The organism is Pseudomonas ogarae (assembly GCF_014268695.2).
In the GTDB taxonomy this organism is placed as follows: domain Bacteria; phylum Pseudomonadota; class Gammaproteobacteria; order Pseudomonadales; family Pseudomonadaceae; genus Aquipseudomonas; species Aquipseudomonas kilonensis.
Genome location: NZ_CP077086.1, coordinates 4317774 through 4334353 on the forward strand (window position 1 = coordinate 4317774; position 16580 = coordinate 4334353).

Genomic DNA, 16580 nt, shown 5'->3' on the forward strand with positions numbered 1-16580 from the left:
TAACCGGTTACATCATGGCGGAAATCTAGGCTCAGTTTTCCTGCGTGTCAAACCCGATGAGGCCATGCATGAACATTTGTGAGGCGCCCAACCTGCGGTAAGCTCCCCAACCGTAGCCCCTGTCCCTGAGGTGATTTTGTCCAACATTCGTGAAGTGGCCCGGCTGGCCGGTGTTTCGGTAGCCACGGTGTCCAGAACCCTGAAATCGCCCGAACGGGTGCTTCCCGAGACGCGGGACAAGGTCAACGCGGCGGTGGAACAGGCCGGCTATCGGCCCAACCTGATGGCGGTGCAATTTCGCTCCCGGCGCACCGGCAACCTGGTGATCCTGGTGCCGACCATCGCCAATACGTTTTTCGCCCGGGTGATCAGCGGCGCGCAGCAGGCCGCGCAGACGGCGGGCTATCGATTGCTGCTGTGCGACACCCAGGGCCGCGCGCAGATCGAGCGGGAATTCGCCGCCCTGGTCTACGCCCACCAGGCCGACGGGGTGATCCAGTTGCGCGCCAGCGATCCTTTTGAATCGATGCCCGCTGGCGCCGACAGCCTGCCGCTGGTCAACGCCTGCGAAGTGGTCAAGCACGCCCCCTACCCGACCATCAGCCTCGACAACCGCGCCGCCGCCCAGGCCATGACCGAGCATCTGATCAGCCTCGGCCATCGCCGCATCGGCATCATCAAGGGGCCACGCAGCAGCCCCTTGACCCTGGACCGCGTGGCCGGCTACCAGGATGCCCTGCGCCAGGCCGGTATCGACGTCGATCCAAGCCTGATCTGCCATGGCGACTTCACCTTGAAGGCCGGCGATGATGGCGCCGGCGCGATGCTGGAGCGAGCCGACCGGCCCAGTGCGCTGTTCTGTGAAAACGACGAGATGGCCATCGGCGCGCTCAGGCGCATCAAGCAGATGGGCCTGCGGGTGCCCGAGGATATTTCCCTGGTGGGTTTTGACGACATCCCGTTCGCCGCCTATTGCGACCCACCCCTGACCACCATTTCGCAGCCTGCCGAAGCGTTTGGGCAAAAAGCGGTGGAGATGCTGATTGCCTTGATCGAGAAAAAGCCGATTGCCGAACGGCATGTGGTGTTGCCGTTTGAGTTGACGGTGCGTGGCAGTACGGCGCCCCTTGCATAACCAGGAACCTGTGGCGAGGGGATTTATCCCCTCGCCACAAAACCTCCTGACCACGGCTTTACTCGCCATCACTCACGTTTGAACTACAGTGGAAGAACTCTGCATAGAGCCATAACAAGACGGAGAGGTCCCCCATGCGAGTCAACAAGCGCTTCACCCTCCTGGCCGCCGCGGCAGCCTTGGCGGTCACGACTGCGGCCCAGGCAGCCCCGGTGTATATCAACATCCTGACAGGAGGCACCAGCGGCGTTTATTACCCTATCGGGGTGGGGCTTTCACAGATCTACAGCAACGGTATCAAGGACGCCAAGACATCGGTGCAGGCCACCAAGGCCTCAGTGGAAAACCTGAATCTGCTGCAGGCCGGGCGCGGGGAGCTGGCCCTGGCCCTGGGCGATTCGGTGGCGGACGCCAAGAACGGCGTGGAAGACGCCGGTTTCAAGGCGCCGCTGACCAAACTTCGCGCCATTGCCGGCGCCTACCCCAATTACATCCAGATCGTCGCCAGCCAGGAGTCCGGCATCAAGACCCTGGCCGACCTCAAGGGCAAGACCGTTTCCGTCGGCGCGGCGAAATCCGGCACCGAACTCAATGCCCGGGCCATCTTCAAGGCCGCAGGGCTGACCTACCAGGACATGAAGGTCCAGTACCTGCCATTCGCCGAGTCGGTGGACTTGATCAAGAACCGCCAACTGGATGCCACGCTCCAGTCCTCCGGCCTGGGGATGGCGGCCATTCGTGACCTGGCCTCGACCATGGCGCTGAGCTATGTGTCGGTGCCCACCGATGTGGTGGAAAAAATCGCTAACCCGGCCTACCAGAGCGCAATGATTCCGGCCAATACCTACGACGGCCAGGCCGACGCCGTACCGACCGTGGCCATCACCAACATTCTGGTCACCCGCGAGGATGTCCCGGATGAGGTGGCGTACCAGATGACCAAGCTGCTCTTCGAAAACCTCACTCGCTTGGGTACTTCCCATTCGGCGGCCAAGGACATCACCCTGAAAAACGCTGCGAAAAACCTGCCGATCGCACTCCACCCCGGTGCCGAGCGCTACTACAAGGAAGTAGGCGCGCTGTAGCCCCCTGCGCGTCAACGGTGCTCAGTGCCGTTGACGCGTCATGGTTTCGCCCCTTGAATGTGAACAGAAGGCAGGCACCTCATGAGTGAAGACCAGCACGGCATCGCCACGGACCCGCGGGACTGGCCCAAGACACTGTTTTACGTGGCCTTGCTGTTTTCAGTGTTTCAGATCGTCACCGCCGCGTTTTCTCCGGTCTCCAGCATCGTGCTGCGGGCGGTGCATGTCGGCTTCCTGCTGTGGGTGGTGTTCCTCAGCTACCCGGCCTATGGCAGGCAGCGTCCCTGGCAACCCCTGGCCTGGGTCCTGAGCCTGGGGGGCGTGGCGACGGCCGTCTATCAGTGGGTGTTCGAGGCCGATCTGATCCAGCGTTCTGGCGACCTGACCACCGCCGATATGATCATCGGCGTGGTGCTGATCGTGCTGGTCTTCGAAGCCGCCCGGCGGGTAATGGGCATCGCCTTGCCGATCATTTGCGGCATATTCCTGGCCTATGGCCTGTTCGGCGAATATCTGCCGGGGGACTTGGCTCATCGTGGCTATGGTGTCGATCAAATCATCAACCAACTGTCGTTCGGCACCGAAGGGCTGTACGGCACGCCAACCTACGTGTCGGCCACGTATATCTTCCTGTTCATCCTGTTCGGCTCTTTCCTGGAAAAGGCCGGCATGATCAAGCTGTTCACCGATTTCGCCATGGGTTTATTCGGCCATAAGCTGGGCGGTCCCGCCAAGGTGTCAGTGGTGTCATCGGCGTTGATGGGCACCATCACCGGCTCGGGCATCGCCAACGTGGTCACCACCGGGCAATTCACCATCCCGTTGATGAAGCGCTTCGGCTACAAGGCCGCGTTTGCCGGCGGTGTGGAAGCGACTTCCAGCATGGGCAGCCAGATCATGCCGCCGGTAATGGGGGCAGTGGCCTTCATCATGGCCGAAACCATCAATGTGCCGTTCGTTGAAATCGCCAAGGCGGCGTTGATACCCGCGTGCTTGTACTTCGGCTCGGTGTTCTGGATGGTTCACCTGGAAGCCAAGCGCTCCGACCTCAAGGGCTTGCCCAAGGACCAGTGCCCCAGCGCCTGGGGTGCGGTCAAGGAAAGCTGGTACCTGCTGATCCCGCTCGGGGTGTTGGTCTACCTGCTGTTTTCCGGACGCACACCGCTGTTTTCCGGCATGGTGGGCCTGGCCTTGACGGCCATCGTGATTCTCGGGTCGGCGATCATCCTCAAAGTCTCGAACTATGCCTTGCGCTGTGCCTTCTGGATCGCGCTGGGGCTGCTGTGCGTCGGTTTTTTTCGACTGGGCATCGGTGTCGTGTTTGCGGTGATCGGCGTGTTGGTGGTGGCCTGCTGGTTCATGCAAGGCACGCGGGAAACCCTCGTCATCTGCCTGCATGCCCTGGTGGACGGCGCGCGTCACGCCGTTCCGGTGGGGATCGCCTGCGCCTTGGTGGGCAGCATCATCGCGGTGGTCTCGCTGACCGGCGTGGCCTCCACCTTCGCCGGTTACATCCTCGCCATCGGCAGGGACAACCTGTTGCTGTCACTGATCCTTACCATGCTCACCTGCCTGGTACTGGGCATGGGCATCCCGACCATTCCCAACTACATCATCACCAGCTCGATCGCCGCGCCCGCCCTGCTGGAACTGGGCGTGCCGCTGATCGTGTCGCACATGTTCGTGTTCTACTTCGGCATCCTGGCCGACCTGACGCCGCCGGTGGCGCTGGCCTGTTTCGCCGCTGCGCCCATTGCCCGGGAAAGTGGCCTGAAGATCAGCTTCTGGGCGGTACGCATCGCCCTCGCCGGCTTCGTCATTCCGTTCATGACGGTCTATAACCCGGCACTGATGCTCCAGGGCGACAACCTGTGGATGACGGCGTACATGCTGATCAAGACGTTGTTGGCCGTCGGGCTTTGGGGGATGGCATCCACCGGTTACCTGCAACAGAAAATGCCGATTTGGGAACGCCTGCTGTGCTTTGCCGCTGGCGCGTTGCTGGTGGTAGCCCTGCCATTGACCGACGAGATTGGCTTCGTACTGGGTGGGTTGCTGATTTTCCAGCACGTCTGGCGCTCGCGACGTGCCGGGCGGGCCTTGGCGTGATCGGTTTGTGCCTGGGCCTGTCCGGCGTGGTCTGGGCCCAGCTTCCCGTTGCCGACTTCACGCTGGCATGGAACCACACCATCGAAAAGATCCGCTGGGAGGAAGACTATCGCGTCAGCGAACAGGGCCTGGTGCTGGGTGAAGCCAGGGTCAGAGGCAATGGCGCGGGCATGGAGACTCCCGACAATGCCCGGCTGGAAAATGGCAGCTGGCGCTATCAACGCCAGGTGCCGCCCCTGCAACCGCTGAAACTGGGCCGCACGCCGCAGGCTGGCGACTACCAGTTGTGTTTCGATGGCCGTTGTCGGGCGATGAGCCATTGGCTGGGGCCACCTACGGCACGTCAACCGACGGTGGAGCTGTGGAGTTGCGGATAATCCCGGGGCTAGAACATTTGTGGCGAGGGAGCTTGCTCCCGCTGGGTCGCGAAGCGGCCCCGAATGAAGCTGACTGAATCAACCAGACACACCGCACTGCCTGGTTGAGGGGCTGCTGCGCAGCCCAGCGGGAGCAAGCTCCCTCGCCACAAAGTCCGTCAACGCCTAGGGTAAGTGTTTCACTCAGGCAAACGTCGCCCCCCGGGTATTCACGAACAGCGAATACAACGAGTGGCTGCCGGCCATGAACAACCGATTGCCTTCCCGGCCGCCGAAGCAAACGTTGGGGCAGCGCTCCGGCAGGGAGATGTGCCCGATGGCCTTGCCTTCAGGGTTGAACACCCGCACGCCGTCGAGTTTTTCCAGGTCGGCCTTGGGGTCGCCATTGCCACCCCAACCGCACCAGAGGTTGCCGCTTTCATCGCATTTGATCCCATCGATCGCCGCGTAATCCAGGCCTTCGATATGCTTGCGCCGCTCGCCCAGCGTGCCGTCGGCCTTGACAGTGATAGCCCAGATCAAGCGGTTGGGCTTGGCCCGGCCTTCGACCACGTAGAGAGTTTTCTCGTCCGGGGAAAAACACAGCCCGTTCGGCCCCGCCAGGTCATCGATCACCCGAGTGACCTTGCCGTTTTCACCGTCGATGCGATACACGGCGTGGGGCTGGACAGGCGTGACTTTGTGCCCCTCGTAGTTGTTGCCGGTCTGGAACGGTGGGTCGGTGAACCAGACCGAACCGTCCCGCTTGCAGACGATGTCATTGGGCGAGTTGAAAGGCTTGCCCTCGAAACTGTCCGCCAGCACGGTGAGGGTGCCGTTGTGCTCGGTGCGGGTGATGCGTCGGCCTTCGCTGGCGGTGGTGGAGCCTTCGCACACCAGCAACCGGCCTTGGCGATCGCGGCACATGCCGTTGGAGAAATTGGAATTTTCGCGGTACACCGACAGGCTGCCGGTGATTTCATCCCAGCGCACGATACGGTTGTTGGGAATGTCGCTGACCAGCAGGTAACGACCGTCACCGACCCACACCGGCCCTTCTGCCCAACGCAAACCGGTGGCGAGTTTCTCCACGCTGGCGTTGAAGATGCGCAAGTCCATGAAGCTGGGGTCAAGGATGTTGATCAGCGGGTCCGGGTAACGCTGGCTCAAGGGTTCGGCCTGGGCGAGCCCTGGCAGGTTGCCAAGGGCGGCGGCAGCGGCCGAGACCACCAGGGACTGTTTCAGGAATACCCGGCGGCCCTGATCGGCGGCGGTTGCAGATTGCGAAGCATCCATCGTGCGTCTCCGTTAATTATTATTGGACGGGACGACAGTTTTACTACGTGATAAGACATCGTACAAGTATGCAAATCTGCTCTTGCGGACAGTCGTTCAGGCCGTGGTCAGCGGTATACGAACGGTAAAGGTCGTGCCGACTTGCGCCTCCGAGTGGACTTTGATGGTGCCCTGATGGGCCGATACGATCGCCGAAGCGATGTGCAGGCCAAGTCCGAGCCCAGCCGTGGAACCGTACTGCATTTCACCGCTGCACAGACTTCGGACCATTGGGTTGAAGATATTGGCAATGGCCTCTTTCTCGATAGGCTTGCCCTGGTTGTTGATCGCGATCACGGCCATGTCCTTTTCCACGCTCAACGAAACAGTCACCGGCGTGCCTTCAGCACCATGCTGGACGGCGTTGCCGATCAGGTTGGCAAATACCTGCTCCATGCGGGCGGGATCAAACAGCGCCTCCAGGGCACCGGTCGTTTCAAAGCGGATTTCGCTTTCCGGGTGATAGGCCCGCGCCTCCTCCACCATGCCTTCGCAGGCGGCCACCAGATCGCCGTTGAAGCGCTGCACCGGAATGCCCGAGCCAAGTTGGGTGCGGGTGAAATCCAGCAGATCGCCCACGATCTTGTTGGCCCGCTTGACGCTGGTGTAGATGCGCGAAGTGATCTTGGTGGCCTTGGCGGGCAGGTCCCCCGCCCGCAGCAGCACTTCGGAACTCAGCAGGATCGCGCCCAAGGGACTGCGCAGGTCATGCCCCAGAATCCCGAGAAAGATGTTGCGCGACGCATCCACCGCCCCCGAGTAACTGACGACGGACTCGGCCAAGGCCTGGTCCACGGCCTCGTTGAATCGAATCAGATCGTCCATGACCTGCTTGTTATCCAACTGCGTGTGCGGCATCCAGAGCATGAGCACGCTAGTGCGCAGGGCCCGGTATTCGGAAACCATTTGCTCCACGGTAAAACCCGAGGACTGGCGGATGACCGCATGGGTTTCGGCGGCGGTTTCGGCATCAACCGGCGGGGCTTCACCATGGGACTTGGCAATTGCCTCCTTGCGCGTTTGCGAGGTGCGCAGGTCAGCGGCGATGGTGCGCAGCATCTGCTCAGCATGGTCGCGCAGGGCCACGGAGTCCATGCCAATGGACGCGGGGGTGATGGTTTTGGCGAAGTCTTCCCACGCCTGAAGAATCGGCTCGATATTGTCGAGGATGAAATCGGCCAGGCGCATGGGTTTTTTCCGCAAGAAGGGCGATGCTGTAGACGACACAGCGGCCAGGTTTGTTGTACAGCAAAGCACCGGATAATGTGCGTAATGCTGTTTAGTTTTATTTGGTGTGTATATCCGTTATTTCGGTAACGGCGACTGGCGGTTCCGCTCTTACAGCGGGTCACTTTTGGAAGAGCGCCAAAAGTAACCAAAAACGCTCTGCCCCACCACTCGGCACCTCGCCTAGGCTCGGTGTGCCCGAACGAAGGCATTGCTCCGTGGGCCGCCGCGAAGGGCCATCCATGGCCCAGCGCGGCTATCCCGGCATCCATGCCGGGATGCCCACTGCGCAATGCCTGCGTTCGGCCAGCGTGGTTTGACGGGGCGTCGAGATCAAAATCCAAAGCAAAGCAAAGCGAGAGCGCGACACGTCCAGCATCTGTGTAGCTGAACCACCGCCATCGCGAGCAAGCTCGCTCCCACAATGGCCTGCGGTGAACACAAGACTCATGGACACCCAGAATCACCTGTGGGAACGAGCTTGCTCGCGATGAGGTCGGCACATCCAACATCACCGCAAACTGACCCAACGCCTTCGCGAGCAAGCCCGCTCCCACAGGAGGAACGCGGTCTCCACCAAGAACCAGGTCGGCTATCAGGCCGCCTCGTGGTGGACGTTGATCTCAGGCGCCCCGTTAACCACGCTGGCTGAACGAAGGTATTGCGCAGTGGGCAACCCGGCATGGATGCCGGGTTAGCCGCGCTGGGCCATGGATGGCCCTTCGCGGCGGCCCACGGAGCAATGCCTTCGTTCAGGCACACCGAGCCTAGGCGAGGTGCCGAGTGGTGGGGCATGTAGCGTTTTGCTTACTTTTGCGCTTCTCAAAAGTGAGCCGCTGTAAGAGCGGAACCGCCAGCCGCCGTTACCGAAATAACGGATATACATACCCAAGCAAGTAAACACCGAAGCAACCGCACCCATGCACCAAAACCCACAGGTCTGCGCACCTTGTCCCTTGCACCCCACGAGGTAAAAACCTTACAGTCGTACGACAACCTATAACTAAAAACAGCCGATCCAGGGCCTTTTGCCTTGGCGGCCGCCTTAGAGACACCTGCCATGACCCGCCCCATCGCTGCACCTGACACCCCCACCCCCCTACCCCGCCACCTCGCGGTGCTCGTCCTGCTGTGCATGGGCTGTGCCTTCGCCGGCAACCACGTCGCCGCCCGGGCCGCGTTCGACGACGGTGCCGGTGTACTGCTGGCGATCCTGCTGCGCTCGGGCGGGACGTTGCTGGTGCTGGCCGCGATGGTGCTCTGGCAACGACAGAGCCTGCGCCTGCCGCCCGGTGCGTGGCGTTGGCAATTGACGCTGGGGCTGTTGATCGGCGCCCAGAGCCTTTGCCTGTACTCCGCCGTGGCCCGGGTGCCAGTGGCGTTGGCGCTGCTGGTGGGCAACGTGTTTCCGATCTTGCTGGCCTTGCTGACCTGGGCCCTGGGCGGACCACGCCCGACGGCGCGCACGGCTGCGTTGATGGGCATGATCCTGGTGGGCCTGGTGTTCGTGCTGGAAGTGCCGGCGCGGTTATCGTCTGGGCAAGGTGTCGGCCCGCAATGGCTGCTGGGGGTGGGTCTGGCCTTTTGCGCTGCTTGTGCCTTTGCCTGCGCACTGTGGATCACCGATCACAAGTTGTCCCAGGTGCGCGGCTCGGTCCGCAGCCTGCTGACGATCTTCATCGTCTTCAGCAGCGTCAACCTTGCCGGCCTGACCGGCGCCCTGCCCGGTGGTTTCGACTTGCCAGCCAGCAACACCGGCTGGTTCGCCCTGGCGACCCTGGTGGTGCTCTACGGCACCGGGTTTACCGTGCTGTTCATTTCCGTACCCCGCCTGGACATGCCGCGCAACGCCCCGGTGATGAACATCGAACCGCTGGCCACGCTGCTGATCGGCTGGCTGGTGCTGGACCAGATGCTCAACCCGGGCCAGGTGATGGGTGGCGCGATTGTAGTGACGGGCATCGTGCTGTTGACCTATCGCAAGGTTGAGCGGGTCAAGGTGCCCATGGCTGAAACGGTGAATTGAACTGACTGACCACTCTTGTGGCGTGCCAGTCCACAGATAGTCTTCGCCTTCTTGAAACTTGTTTCCAAACCCACAGTCCTACCCCAGCCGTGAAAACCCCGCCGATCTGCAGCGACGGGTTTTCCAGCTGATCGGCGCCAAGCCTGGCGCTATGGCAACTCCCCCCTCTTGAGCCGTTCGCCCCATGCGCCACCCTGTTCGCTCTTGCCGTTTCGTTTCGCTGTGCTTGCTTGCCCTGTTTCCTCTATTCGCCAGCCCCGCCCATGCCCGCGGCGAAAGGCAACTGGTGGAGGCCATCAACGATTTCCGTAGCCAGTCGCGCCGTTGTGAATGGCGCACGGTGCGTGCCACGCCGCCGCTGGTGCTGCGTTCAAGCCTGGGCTTGCCGATTGGCTTTCGCGGTGGCCTGCGGGAATCCTTGAAAGACGCCGGCTATCAAGCCCGGGCCGTGCGCAGCATTCGCTTGACCGATGCGCGGGACGCCGAAGAAGCCTTCGACATGTTGGCCGATGAACATTGCGCAGCGCTGCTGGACAACCAGTACGCCGACATCGGCGTCAATCGGGTCGGTGATGAATGGCGCGTGGTGCTGGCGCAGCCCATGGGTGGCACACGGATGAGCGACGCGGGTGCGGCGGACAAGTCGCTGCTGGCCCAGGTCAACGCCGCCAGGGCCAAGCCACGGATGTGCGGGCGCCAGCGCTTCGCGGCGGCCCGGCCGCTGAGCTGGAACGCCGCGCTGGGAACCGCCGCCCAAGGCCACAGCCGGTCGATGGCCCGCGAGAATTATTTCGCCCATCGCGACCCGGACGGTCGCTCCACCTCCGATCGGGCCAAGCGCGCCGGCTTTCGCGGACGTAAGCTGGGCGAGAACATCGCCGCCGGACAACGCTCGCCGAGTCAGGCCATGCACGATTGGCTTGCCAGCCCAGGGCACTGCGCCAACCTGATGAACCCGATGTTCACCCAGATGGGCGCAGCTTCCGCCAGCGATTCGCGCAGTGATGCGGGGGTGTACTGGACGATGGTGCTTGGCGCACCGTGAAACACCATTCCCAGCGCTGAGCCATCCGCTGTTGTGGCGAGGGAGCTTGCTCCCTCGCCACAAGGGCTACGGCGAATCCGCCAACGCTCACGCCGGCCGACGCACCGCCCTCACCTTGCCACTGCCTCCGCCACCACAGAAAAACCGGTCAGCCCCGTCGGACTCCAGCCCCGACACACCAACCCCAGGCGGCATCGTCACGCTTTCCAGCACTTGCGCCGTTTGCGGATCGATACGCCGCAGGTCACTCTCGTCGTTTTCCCAGGTGCCATGCCAAAGCTCTCCATCGACCCAGGTCACGCCCGTGACGAAGCGGTTGGACTCGATGGTGCGCAGGACCCTGCCGTCGGCGGGGTCGATCTGGAGGATCTTGCGCGCCTTGTACTGACCGACCCAGAGCGATCCTTCGGCCCACGCCAGGCCGGAATCATCACCGCTGTTGGGGGCCGGAATCGTCGCCAATACCTGACCGGTGCGTGGATCGATCTTGCGGATGCTGTCACCGGCGATCTGGAATAAGTGCTCACCGTCAAACGCCGTGCCCGCGTTCGCCGGGACATCGAGCGAATGCACGGTCTGGCCGCTGGCGGGATTGAGGGCATGCAACTTGTCGCCTGAAGCGAACCAGACACGCTCGCCGTCATGGCTCACGCCGTGTACGCAATCGACGCCGGGGAAAGGACCGTATTCACGCAGGATCTGTGCCTCTGAACGTTTCATCTCACTCGCCTCATCAGTGGGGTGTGACTGCAGCCTAATCCTCGGATGGCAGCGCGGTGAGTAACAATACCGTCGCGAATCCAGGCATCGGTGGCGCCATCCAGCGCCGGGCCCTGGCGCGCCCGAACGACTGCGCCTTACCGGCGGCGGCCAGCGTCTCCAAGGCCCGCTGCACGCTGCGCTGGCTGATGTCCAGGGCCAGCGCCAGGGCTGAGCTGGACCAGGCCTCACCGTCGGCCAGCAATGCCAGCACCGCGCCGTAGGGTTCCTCGACCACTCGCGCCAGCACCACAACCTCATCGGCATGTCGCTGTATCAGGGTAAAACCGCGCTGGGTTGCCCTCACGTCAGCCAACGGACGAAGCGTGGCACGCAACCGCCCCATCTCGACCCGCAGCCGGGCGCGATGGGATTCATCCGTCAGTTTCAAGCCGAAGGCCTGGGCCATCAGCGTTTCCCTCTGCACATCGCCAGGCCAGGCTTGCGCCAGTCCTCGCGCCAAGGCGAACAACACCGGGCGCCGGGCAAGGCTGACCTGAATGCCAGCGCCGCTGACCCCATATCGACACGCGTCCACCACCAACGCCGGCCCGGCCAACAGCGCTTGCACCTCTTCCAGCACGAGCAAGCGCTCTTCGCCTCGGGCGATCAGGCGCGCGGCGGGTGCGTGCAGTAGCCGCCAGGCGCTTTCAATTTCGGCGCTCAGCGCGCCGATTCCCGCTTGCCGTGCGGCTTGCCCAGCCCGTTCGAGGGCGGTGCGGGCGGTCTGTGTTTGCAAGCGCCGCATGGCGATTCCCGCGGCTACCAACTCGCAGGCCGCCCGTGATGCCGAGGGCAGGCAGGCAAGATCCAGCTCAACGAGCCTGCGTTCGGCCTCGTCGAGTCGACCGATCAACAGCAGGCGGCGGATTTCGATCGTGTGGGCATGCGCAACGTTCGCCCGATCGCCGTGGGTTTCGAGCACCTCCCGCGCGGCGTCGAGGCGCTTCATCGGCCAAGCCAGGTCACGGGACGCCAGGGCGATTTCGCCTTCGGCGACCACACAGCGCGCCCGTGCCACGGCCGCCTTGGGCCCGAAGGCCGCGCCCGCCCGACGCATCAGGGCCTTGGCCTTGGCCAGATCGCCCAGTTGCGCCATGGCAATGCCGCGAAGCGCGAGGGCCGGGGCATCGTTGCGCAAGGCAATGCGATTGAGCGCGGCGACGGGGTCCCCCGCTGCCAGCGCTCGCGCCGCTGCGGTGATCAAAGGGTCAGTTGTCATCGATCTTGGGGGTCAAAGGCGGATGTCGGCAGCCGGCACCACATCGATCCGCGACACCGCACTGCTCAACCGCCCCAATCGGTTGTTGTGGTTGGCAATGATCTGCTCGGCCGCCATGCTGCCGTTATCCACGGTGGAGTGAGCATCGGCCGCCAGGACCACGTCGTACCCCAAGGCATGGGCCTGGCGCACGGTGGCGTTGACGCAATAGTCGGTTTGCAGCCCGCAGATCACCAGGCGATCGATGCCGCGGGCCTGCAACAACGGTTGCAGGTCGGTCTGGTAGAAGGCATCGGGCGTGGTCTTGCGCACCCGCAAGTCATCCGCCGCGGTCAACAGGTCGTCGGCCAGTTGCCAGGCGGCAGAACCATAGGTCAGCGAGCCTTCCAACTCTTCGTGCTGGATCAGAATCACCGTCAAGCCGAGGGCCCGGGTTTTGGCCGCCAGGCCGTTGATGGTCTGGATGACGCGCTGGATGTCGAAGCATTCTTCTTCGCCGCTGCACAGTGCGTCCTGGACATCGATGATCAGCAATGCGGTGTTCATGACCTTACCTCTTCAAACGGTATCGGGGCCGCGCAACGAATCAATAACCCAGCGACAACCCGGTGTTGCGACGGGGGTCGTTGGCGCCATAGAAGCGGTTCTTGCCCACGGGCTTGCCACCCAATGACGGCGCGCCGACCAGGATCGCGGCGATGTGGTTGGGGTCCTGCGGACCGGCAAACTTGTGTCCCCAGCTCTCCAGCAGCTTCCGGGTATCCGGGCTGGCCGCAAAGGTCTCCAGGTTGGTTTCCTCCGGCATCCACTGCTGGTGGAAACGCGGCGCATCGACCGCCTCCTGGAGGTTCATGCCGTAGTCGATCACGTTGAGAATGGTCAGCAATGTCGCGGTGATGATCCGGCTGCCGCCCGGGGTGCCCACCACCATGACCGTCTTGCCGTCCTTGGTGACAATGGTCGGGCTCATGGATGACAACGGCGCCTTGCCCGGCGCGATGGCGTTGGCTTCGCCCTGCACCAGGCCATACATGTTGGGCACGCCGACCTTGGCGGTGAAGTCGTCCATTTCATCGTTGAGAATCACCCCGGTCTTGCTCGCCATGACACCGGCCCCGAACCAGTCGTTCAGGGTGTAGGTGACCGAAACGGCATTGCCCCACTTATCGACGATGGAGTAATGGGTGGTGTTGCTGCCCTCATGGGGCGCCACGCCGGGCTTGATCTTCTGCGAGTCGCCGGCCTTTTGCGGTTCGATCGCGGCCCGCAGCTTGGCGGCGTAGTTTTTATCCAGCAGATGGTCGATGGGGTTCTTCACGAAGTCCGGGTCACCCAGGTAGCTGTTGCGGTCCACGTAGGCGTGGCGCATGGCTTCGATCTGATAGTGCATGCCCTGGGCCGAATGGAACCCCAGGTCCTTCATCGGATAGCCGTCGAGGATATTCATGATCTGGCACAGCACCACTCCACCGGAACTGGGCGGCGGCGCCGAGATGATGTGATAGCCGCGGTAGTCGCACTCCACCGGAGCCAGTTCGCGGGTCTTGTACTTGTCCAGGTCGGCCTGGGTGATGATGCCTTTGTTGGCCTGGCTGGAGGTGACCAGGGCATCGGCGACCCAGCCTTTGTAGAAACCGTCGGCACCCTTGGCGGAGATTTCCCGCAGGGTCTTGGCGAGGTCTTTTTGCACCAGCTTCTGGCCGACCTGCATGGGCTCGCCGTTGTGCAGGAAGATCGCCCCGGAGTCACGCATGTCCTTCCTGAACACATCGGTGGCGGTTTCCAGCAGATCGACATCGCCCTGCTCCAGGGCAAAGCCTTCCTCGGCGAACTTGATGGCCGGGGTGATCAGTTCCGCCCGGGGTTTGCTGCCGTATTTGCTCAGCGCCAGTTCCATGCCGGACACGGTGCCAGGCACGCCTACCGCCAGGTGGCCGCGAGTGCTGAGTTCGGGCACGACGTTGCCGTCCTTATCCAGGTACATGTTGGCCGTGGCGGCCAGGGGGGCTTTTTCTCGGAAATCCAGGAACGTCTTGCGGCCATCGGCCAGTTGCAGGGTCATGAACCCACCCCCGCCCAGGTTACCCGCCGCCGGATACACCACCGCCAGGGCATACCCCACCGCCACCGCCGCATCCACGGCATTGCCGCCGCTCTTGAGCACATCGACACCCACGTGGGTCGCCAGGTGCTGGGCGGTAACCACCATGCCGTTCTCGGCAGCCACTGGCGCCTGGGAGGCGGCCTGGGCATACAAACAGCTGAGGGTCAGGGTGGTGGCAACGAGGGTCCGGGCAAAGGATTCGAACTTCATGAGTCGGCCTCTTCTTGTTTTGAAAAGTCGGGGATCGCATCAAGCAACTAGCTAGTATGGCCCGGTTTGCGTATTGCGCCTGTTTCCCCGCCGACTGGGTGACGCCACGGCAGCCTTTGGGATAGGCTCCTGCGGTTCATCTTGACTGAATAAGGACATCGCCGATGACGCTACGAATCGAACGCACGGATACACCCACCGACCAGGAACGCCAGGCCATCCTCGCGCCGCTACGCGCCTATAACACGGCCCAGACCGGTGGAAGTGCACCTGAACTGGTGGCCTGGCTGGTGCGGGACGAACAAGGCGACATTGTCGGTGGGCTGTATGGTCGAGTGTTTTTTCGCTGGCTGTATATCGAGCTGCTGGTGGTACCTGAACAGGCCCGGGGCCAGGGCACCGGCTCGACCCTGATGCAGATGGCCGAAGAACTGGCCCGGGAGAAAAACTGCGTGGGCATCTGGCTGGACACCTTCGACTTCCAGGCGCCGGAGTTCTACCGCAGGCAAGGCTTCACCGAGTGCGGCCAGATTGACGACTACCCCCCGGGCCACCAGCGCTTCTTCTTTCAGAAACGCCTGACGCCTACAGATTGAAACGCAAACCCTGTGGGAGCGAGCTTGCTCGCGATAACCATCTAGCAGTCAACATTTCTGTCGTCTGACCCACCGCCATCGCGAGCAAGCTCGCTCCCACAAGGGGGCCGGATTCACCGCCAATCCTCTGTGGGAGCGAGCCTGCTCGCGATCGGTCTATCTGCTTAAAGACACGTCGCCAACGCCGCCAACCGGCGCTTGGCCACGAAGTCGTCATGCTTGGCGTAATAACTCAACTCGGTGCCAGTCGCACCGGCATGCAAATCGACAAACGATTCGGCAGAGCGGGTGTAGACCGTCGAGCCACCCTTCTTGCCCGGTTGCAGGTAGGCGCCGGCATCGACACCGAACACCGCTTCGTCCTGCCAGGAGAACTGCACGCACTGGGCCACGATCTGTTCGGGTTTGTCCGAGGTCAGGGTCTTGTAAGGGGCCTGGGTCCGGGCCTCGTTCATCGCCGAACCCGCACAGCCGGCCAGCAAGGTTGCGGCCAGGGCCACCGTCAACATTCGCATTGCGTTCACTCATCGAGAAAAAAAACGGACTGTAGCACTGCGACCCGGGCCTTCGTGCTGCTTTACTGAAATTTACACGGGACATCGCCCTGCGATTCGCGCACCCTGTCGCGCCATTGCCACCAGCCACGCGGAACACCCCATGACCCCCAACGCCGAATTCTACAAACCCACCGCCGAATACGCCGACAAACTGATCAGCCAGATCGGCCAGACACCGTCCTGGATCGCCAAGCGCATCGGCGTCACCGACAAGCGGATTCGCTACATCCTCGACGGCGAACGTACCGTCAAGGGCGAAACCACGCCGATCCAGATGACCTACACCGAACAATTCGCCCTCGAATGCCTGGCGGCTGCGGCCAAGGCCAGCAAGAAGCAGTCTGCATCCCCCAAGGAGTGACCATGGCGGCAACCGAACAACAACACGAACGGGCCCTGGAAATATTTCTCGATGAGCGCCCCGAGCTGCGCATCGAGTTGGACCACCTCAACCCGCTGCTGGCCCAGGCCAAGGGCGAGACCGCCGCGCAGTACCGCGCCGAACGGTTGCATGAAGCCTTCGAAGCCGAGGCCGAGCGCCTGGGCCTGTTTGCCTGGGAACTGACCCTGCAACTGACCGCCGCCTCGCCTCAGGACTACCAGGCCCAGCGCCTGGAGGTGCACAAGGAAGTGGCGGAGATGGCGGGGATGGAATGGGCGGAGTATTGCGAGTTGAATGGCCTCAAACCCCAGGACTGAGCACATCCATGTGGCCTGTAGGAGCATCCTTTAAATGCCCCTGAACCAAACAGGTCTCGCCCCCCGTTCCTGGCAATCGCCCCACCGCCCATAAAGCTTTATCATGGCCGCAGTT

The 16580-nt window shown here is 62.7% G+C and carries 16 protein-coding genes; 9 read left to right on the forward strand and 7 right to left on the reverse strand.

Translation table 11 applies throughout. From position 1 onward, the window contains the following. The first annotated feature begins 136 nt into the window (after positions 1-136). From HU749_RS18785 to HU749_RS18800, 4 genes are all read left to right on the forward strand, one after another. On the forward strand, positions 137-1135 hold the full coding sequence (locus tag HU749_RS18785; RefSeq protein WP_095963574.1) for a LacI family DNA-binding transcriptional regulator: 999 nt from the start codon (positions 137-139) through the stop codon (positions 1133-1135). A gap of 134 nt (positions 1136-1269) precedes the next feature. Next, positions 1270-2220 (forward strand): TAXI family TRAP transporter solute-binding subunit, encoded by a 951-nt coding sequence (locus tag HU749_RS18790; protein WP_186649836.1) that lies wholly within the window; start codon positions 1270-1272, stop codon positions 2218-2220. A gap of 81 nt (positions 2221-2301) precedes the next feature. Then, a complete protein-coding gene (locus HU749_RS18795) occupies positions 2302-4329 on the forward strand; it encodes a TRAP transporter permease (protein WP_186649834.1) in 2028 nt (675 codons plus the stop codon). Beyond that, complete coding sequence (locus tag HU749_RS18800; RefSeq protein WP_186649832.1) at positions 4326-4706, forward strand: DUF1850 domain-containing protein; 381 nt, start codon at positions 4326-4328, stop codon at positions 4704-4706. The genes HU749_RS18795 and HU749_RS18800 overlap by 4 nt, the downstream gene beginning before the upstream one ends. A 183-nt stretch (positions 4707-4889) precedes the next feature. Here the strand turns inward: HU749_RS18800 and HU749_RS18805 are convergent, their stop codons facing one another. Together HU749_RS18805 and HU749_RS18810 are read right to left on the reverse strand one after the other, a co-directional pair. Continuing rightward, positions 4890-5981: an SMP-30/gluconolactonase/LRE family protein gene (locus HU749_RS18805; protein ID WP_095963571.1), complete on the reverse strand. Its 1092-nt coding sequence runs from the start codon at positions 5979-5981 to the stop codon at positions 4890-4892. A 96-nt stretch (positions 5982-6077) separates the two neighbouring features. Further along, the gene (locus HU749_RS18810; protein WP_186649830.1) at positions 6078-7208 is read right to left on the reverse strand and encodes a sensor histidine kinase; all 1131 of its coding nucleotides are present in this window, start codon (positions 7206-7208) and stop codon (positions 6078-6080) included. Between the two features lie 1099 nt (positions 7209-8307). Here HU749_RS18810 and HU749_RS18815 point away from each other — a divergent pair. Together HU749_RS18815 and HU749_RS18820 are read left to right on the forward strand one after the other, a co-directional pair. Further along, positions 8308-9273 (forward strand): EamA family transporter, encoded by a 966-nt coding sequence (locus HU749_RS18815; protein WP_186649828.1) that lies wholly within the window; start codon positions 8308-8310, stop codon positions 9271-9273. A gap of 184 nt (positions 9274-9457) precedes the next feature. Further along, entirely contained in the window at positions 9458-10318 is an 861-nt protein-coding gene (locus HU749_RS18820; RefSeq protein ID WP_186649826.1) for a CAP domain-containing protein, read from the forward strand. Positions 10319-10405: 87 nt separating this feature from the next. Here HU749_RS18820 and HU749_RS18825 read toward each other — a convergent pair whose 3' ends face one another. Genes HU749_RS18825 through ggt form a run of 4 tightly spaced genes read right to left on the reverse strand, consistent with a single transcriptional unit; the run spans position 10406 to position 14613 of the window. Continuing rightward, the gene (locus HU749_RS18825; protein ID WP_186649824.1) at positions 10406-11038 is read right to left on the reverse strand and encodes a Vgb family protein; all 633 of its coding nucleotides are present in this window, start codon (positions 11036-11038) and stop codon (positions 10406-10408) included. Positions 11039-11072: 34 nt separating this feature from the next. Beyond that, the gene (locus HU749_RS18830; protein ID WP_186649821.1) at positions 11073-12299 is read right to left on the reverse strand and encodes a helix-turn-helix domain-containing protein; all 1227 of its coding nucleotides are present in this window, start codon (positions 12297-12299) and stop codon (positions 11073-11075) included. A gap of 12 nt (positions 12300-12311) precedes the next feature. Continuing rightward, positions 12312-12845, reverse strand: a complete 534-nt coding sequence (locus HU749_RS18835) for a cysteine hydrolase family protein (RefSeq protein ID WP_186649818.1) — start codon at positions 12843-12845, stop codon at positions 12312-12314. Between the two features lie 40 nt (positions 12846-12885). Then, positions 12886-14613, reverse strand: a complete 1728-nt coding sequence (gene ggt, locus HU749_RS18840) for a gamma-glutamyltransferase (RefSeq protein WP_186649816.1) — start codon at positions 14611-14613, stop codon at positions 12886-12888. 164 nt (positions 14614-14777) lie between these two features. On the opposite strand from ggt, the gene HU749_RS18845 reads away from it, so the two are divergent. Next, a complete protein-coding gene (locus tag HU749_RS18845) occupies positions 14778-15209 on the forward strand; it encodes a GNAT family N-acetyltransferase (protein ID WP_095962339.1) in 432 nt (143 codons plus the stop codon). Positions 15210-15373: 164 nt separating this feature from the next. On the opposite strand, the gene HU749_RS18850 is transcribed toward HU749_RS18845, so the two are convergent. After that, complete coding sequence (locus HU749_RS18850; RefSeq protein ID WP_014337703.1) at positions 15374-15724, reverse strand: hypothetical protein; 351 nt, start codon at positions 15722-15724, stop codon at positions 15374-15376. A gap of 142 nt (positions 15725-15866) precedes the next feature. Here HU749_RS18850 and HU749_RS18855 point away from each other — a divergent pair, with 142 nt between their 5' ends. Next, positions 15867-16127 carry a hypothetical protein gene (locus HU749_RS18855; protein WP_014337702.1) on the forward strand — a complete coding sequence of 87 codons (261 nt, stop codon included), beginning with the start codon at positions 15867-15869 and terminating at the stop codon, positions 16125-16127. A 2-nt stretch (positions 16128-16129) separates the two neighbouring features. Beyond that, positions 16130-16465: a DUF6388 family protein gene (locus HU749_RS18860; RefSeq protein WP_186649813.1), complete on the forward strand. Its 336-nt coding sequence runs from the start codon at positions 16130-16132 to the stop codon at positions 16463-16465. The last annotated feature ends 115 nt before the right edge of the window (positions 16466-16580 follow it).

What these genes read in the sequence shown, in the direction of transcription:
- HU749_RS18820 (WP_186649826.1), top strand. Translation starts at nt 9,458, where the DNA reads ATGCGCCACCCTGTTCGCTCTTGCCGTTTCGTTTCGCTGTGCTTGCTT.
- HU749_RS18850 (WP_014337703.1), bottom strand. Translation starts at nt 15,724, where the DNA reads ATGCGAATGTTGACGGTGGCCCTGGCCGCAACCTTGCTGGCCGGCTGT.
- HU749_RS18855 (WP_014337702.1), top strand. Translation starts at nt 15,867, where the DNA reads ATGACCCCCAACGCCGAATTCTACAAACCCACCGCCGAATACGCCGAC.
- ggt (WP_186649816.1), bottom strand. Translation starts at nt 14,613, where the DNA reads ATGAAGTTCGAATCCTTTGCCCGGACCCTCGTTGCCACCACCCTGACC.
- HU749_RS18795 (WP_186649834.1), top strand. Translation starts at nt 2,302, where the DNA reads ATGAGTGAAGACCAGCACGGCATCGCCACGGACCCGCGGGACTGGCCC.
- HU749_RS18815 (WP_186649828.1), top strand. Translation starts at nt 8,308, where the DNA reads ATGACCCGCCCCATCGCTGCACCTGACACCCCCACCCCCCTACCCCGC.
- HU749_RS18805 (WP_095963571.1), bottom strand. Translation starts at nt 5,981, where the DNA reads ATGGATGCTTCGCAATCTGCAACCGCCGCCGATCAGGGCCGCCGGGTA.
- HU749_RS18790 (WP_186649836.1), top strand. Translation starts at nt 1,270, where the DNA reads ATGCGAGTCAACAAGCGCTTCACCCTCCTGGCCGCCGCGGCAGCCTTG.
- HU749_RS18825 (WP_186649824.1), bottom strand. Translation starts at nt 11,038, where the DNA reads ATGAAACGTTCAGAGGCACAGATCCTGCGTGAATACGGTCCTTTCCCC.
- HU749_RS18830 (WP_186649821.1), bottom strand. Translation starts at nt 12,299, where the DNA reads ATGACAACTGACCCTTTGATCACCGCAGCGGCGCGAGCGCTGGCAGCG.
- HU749_RS18860 (WP_186649813.1), top strand. Translation starts at nt 16,130, where the DNA reads ATGGCGGCAACCGAACAACAACACGAACGGGCCCTGGAAATATTTCTC.
- HU749_RS18810 (WP_186649830.1), bottom strand. Translation starts at nt 7,208, where the DNA reads ATGCGCCTGGCCGATTTCATCCTCGACAATATCGAGCCGATTCTTCAG.
- HU749_RS18845 (WP_095962339.1), top strand. Translation starts at nt 14,778, where the DNA reads ATGACGCTACGAATCGAACGCACGGATACACCCACCGACCAGGAACGC.
- HU749_RS18835 (WP_186649818.1), bottom strand. Translation starts at nt 12,845, where the DNA reads ATGAACACCGCATTGCTGATCATCGATGTCCAGGACGCACTGTGCAGC.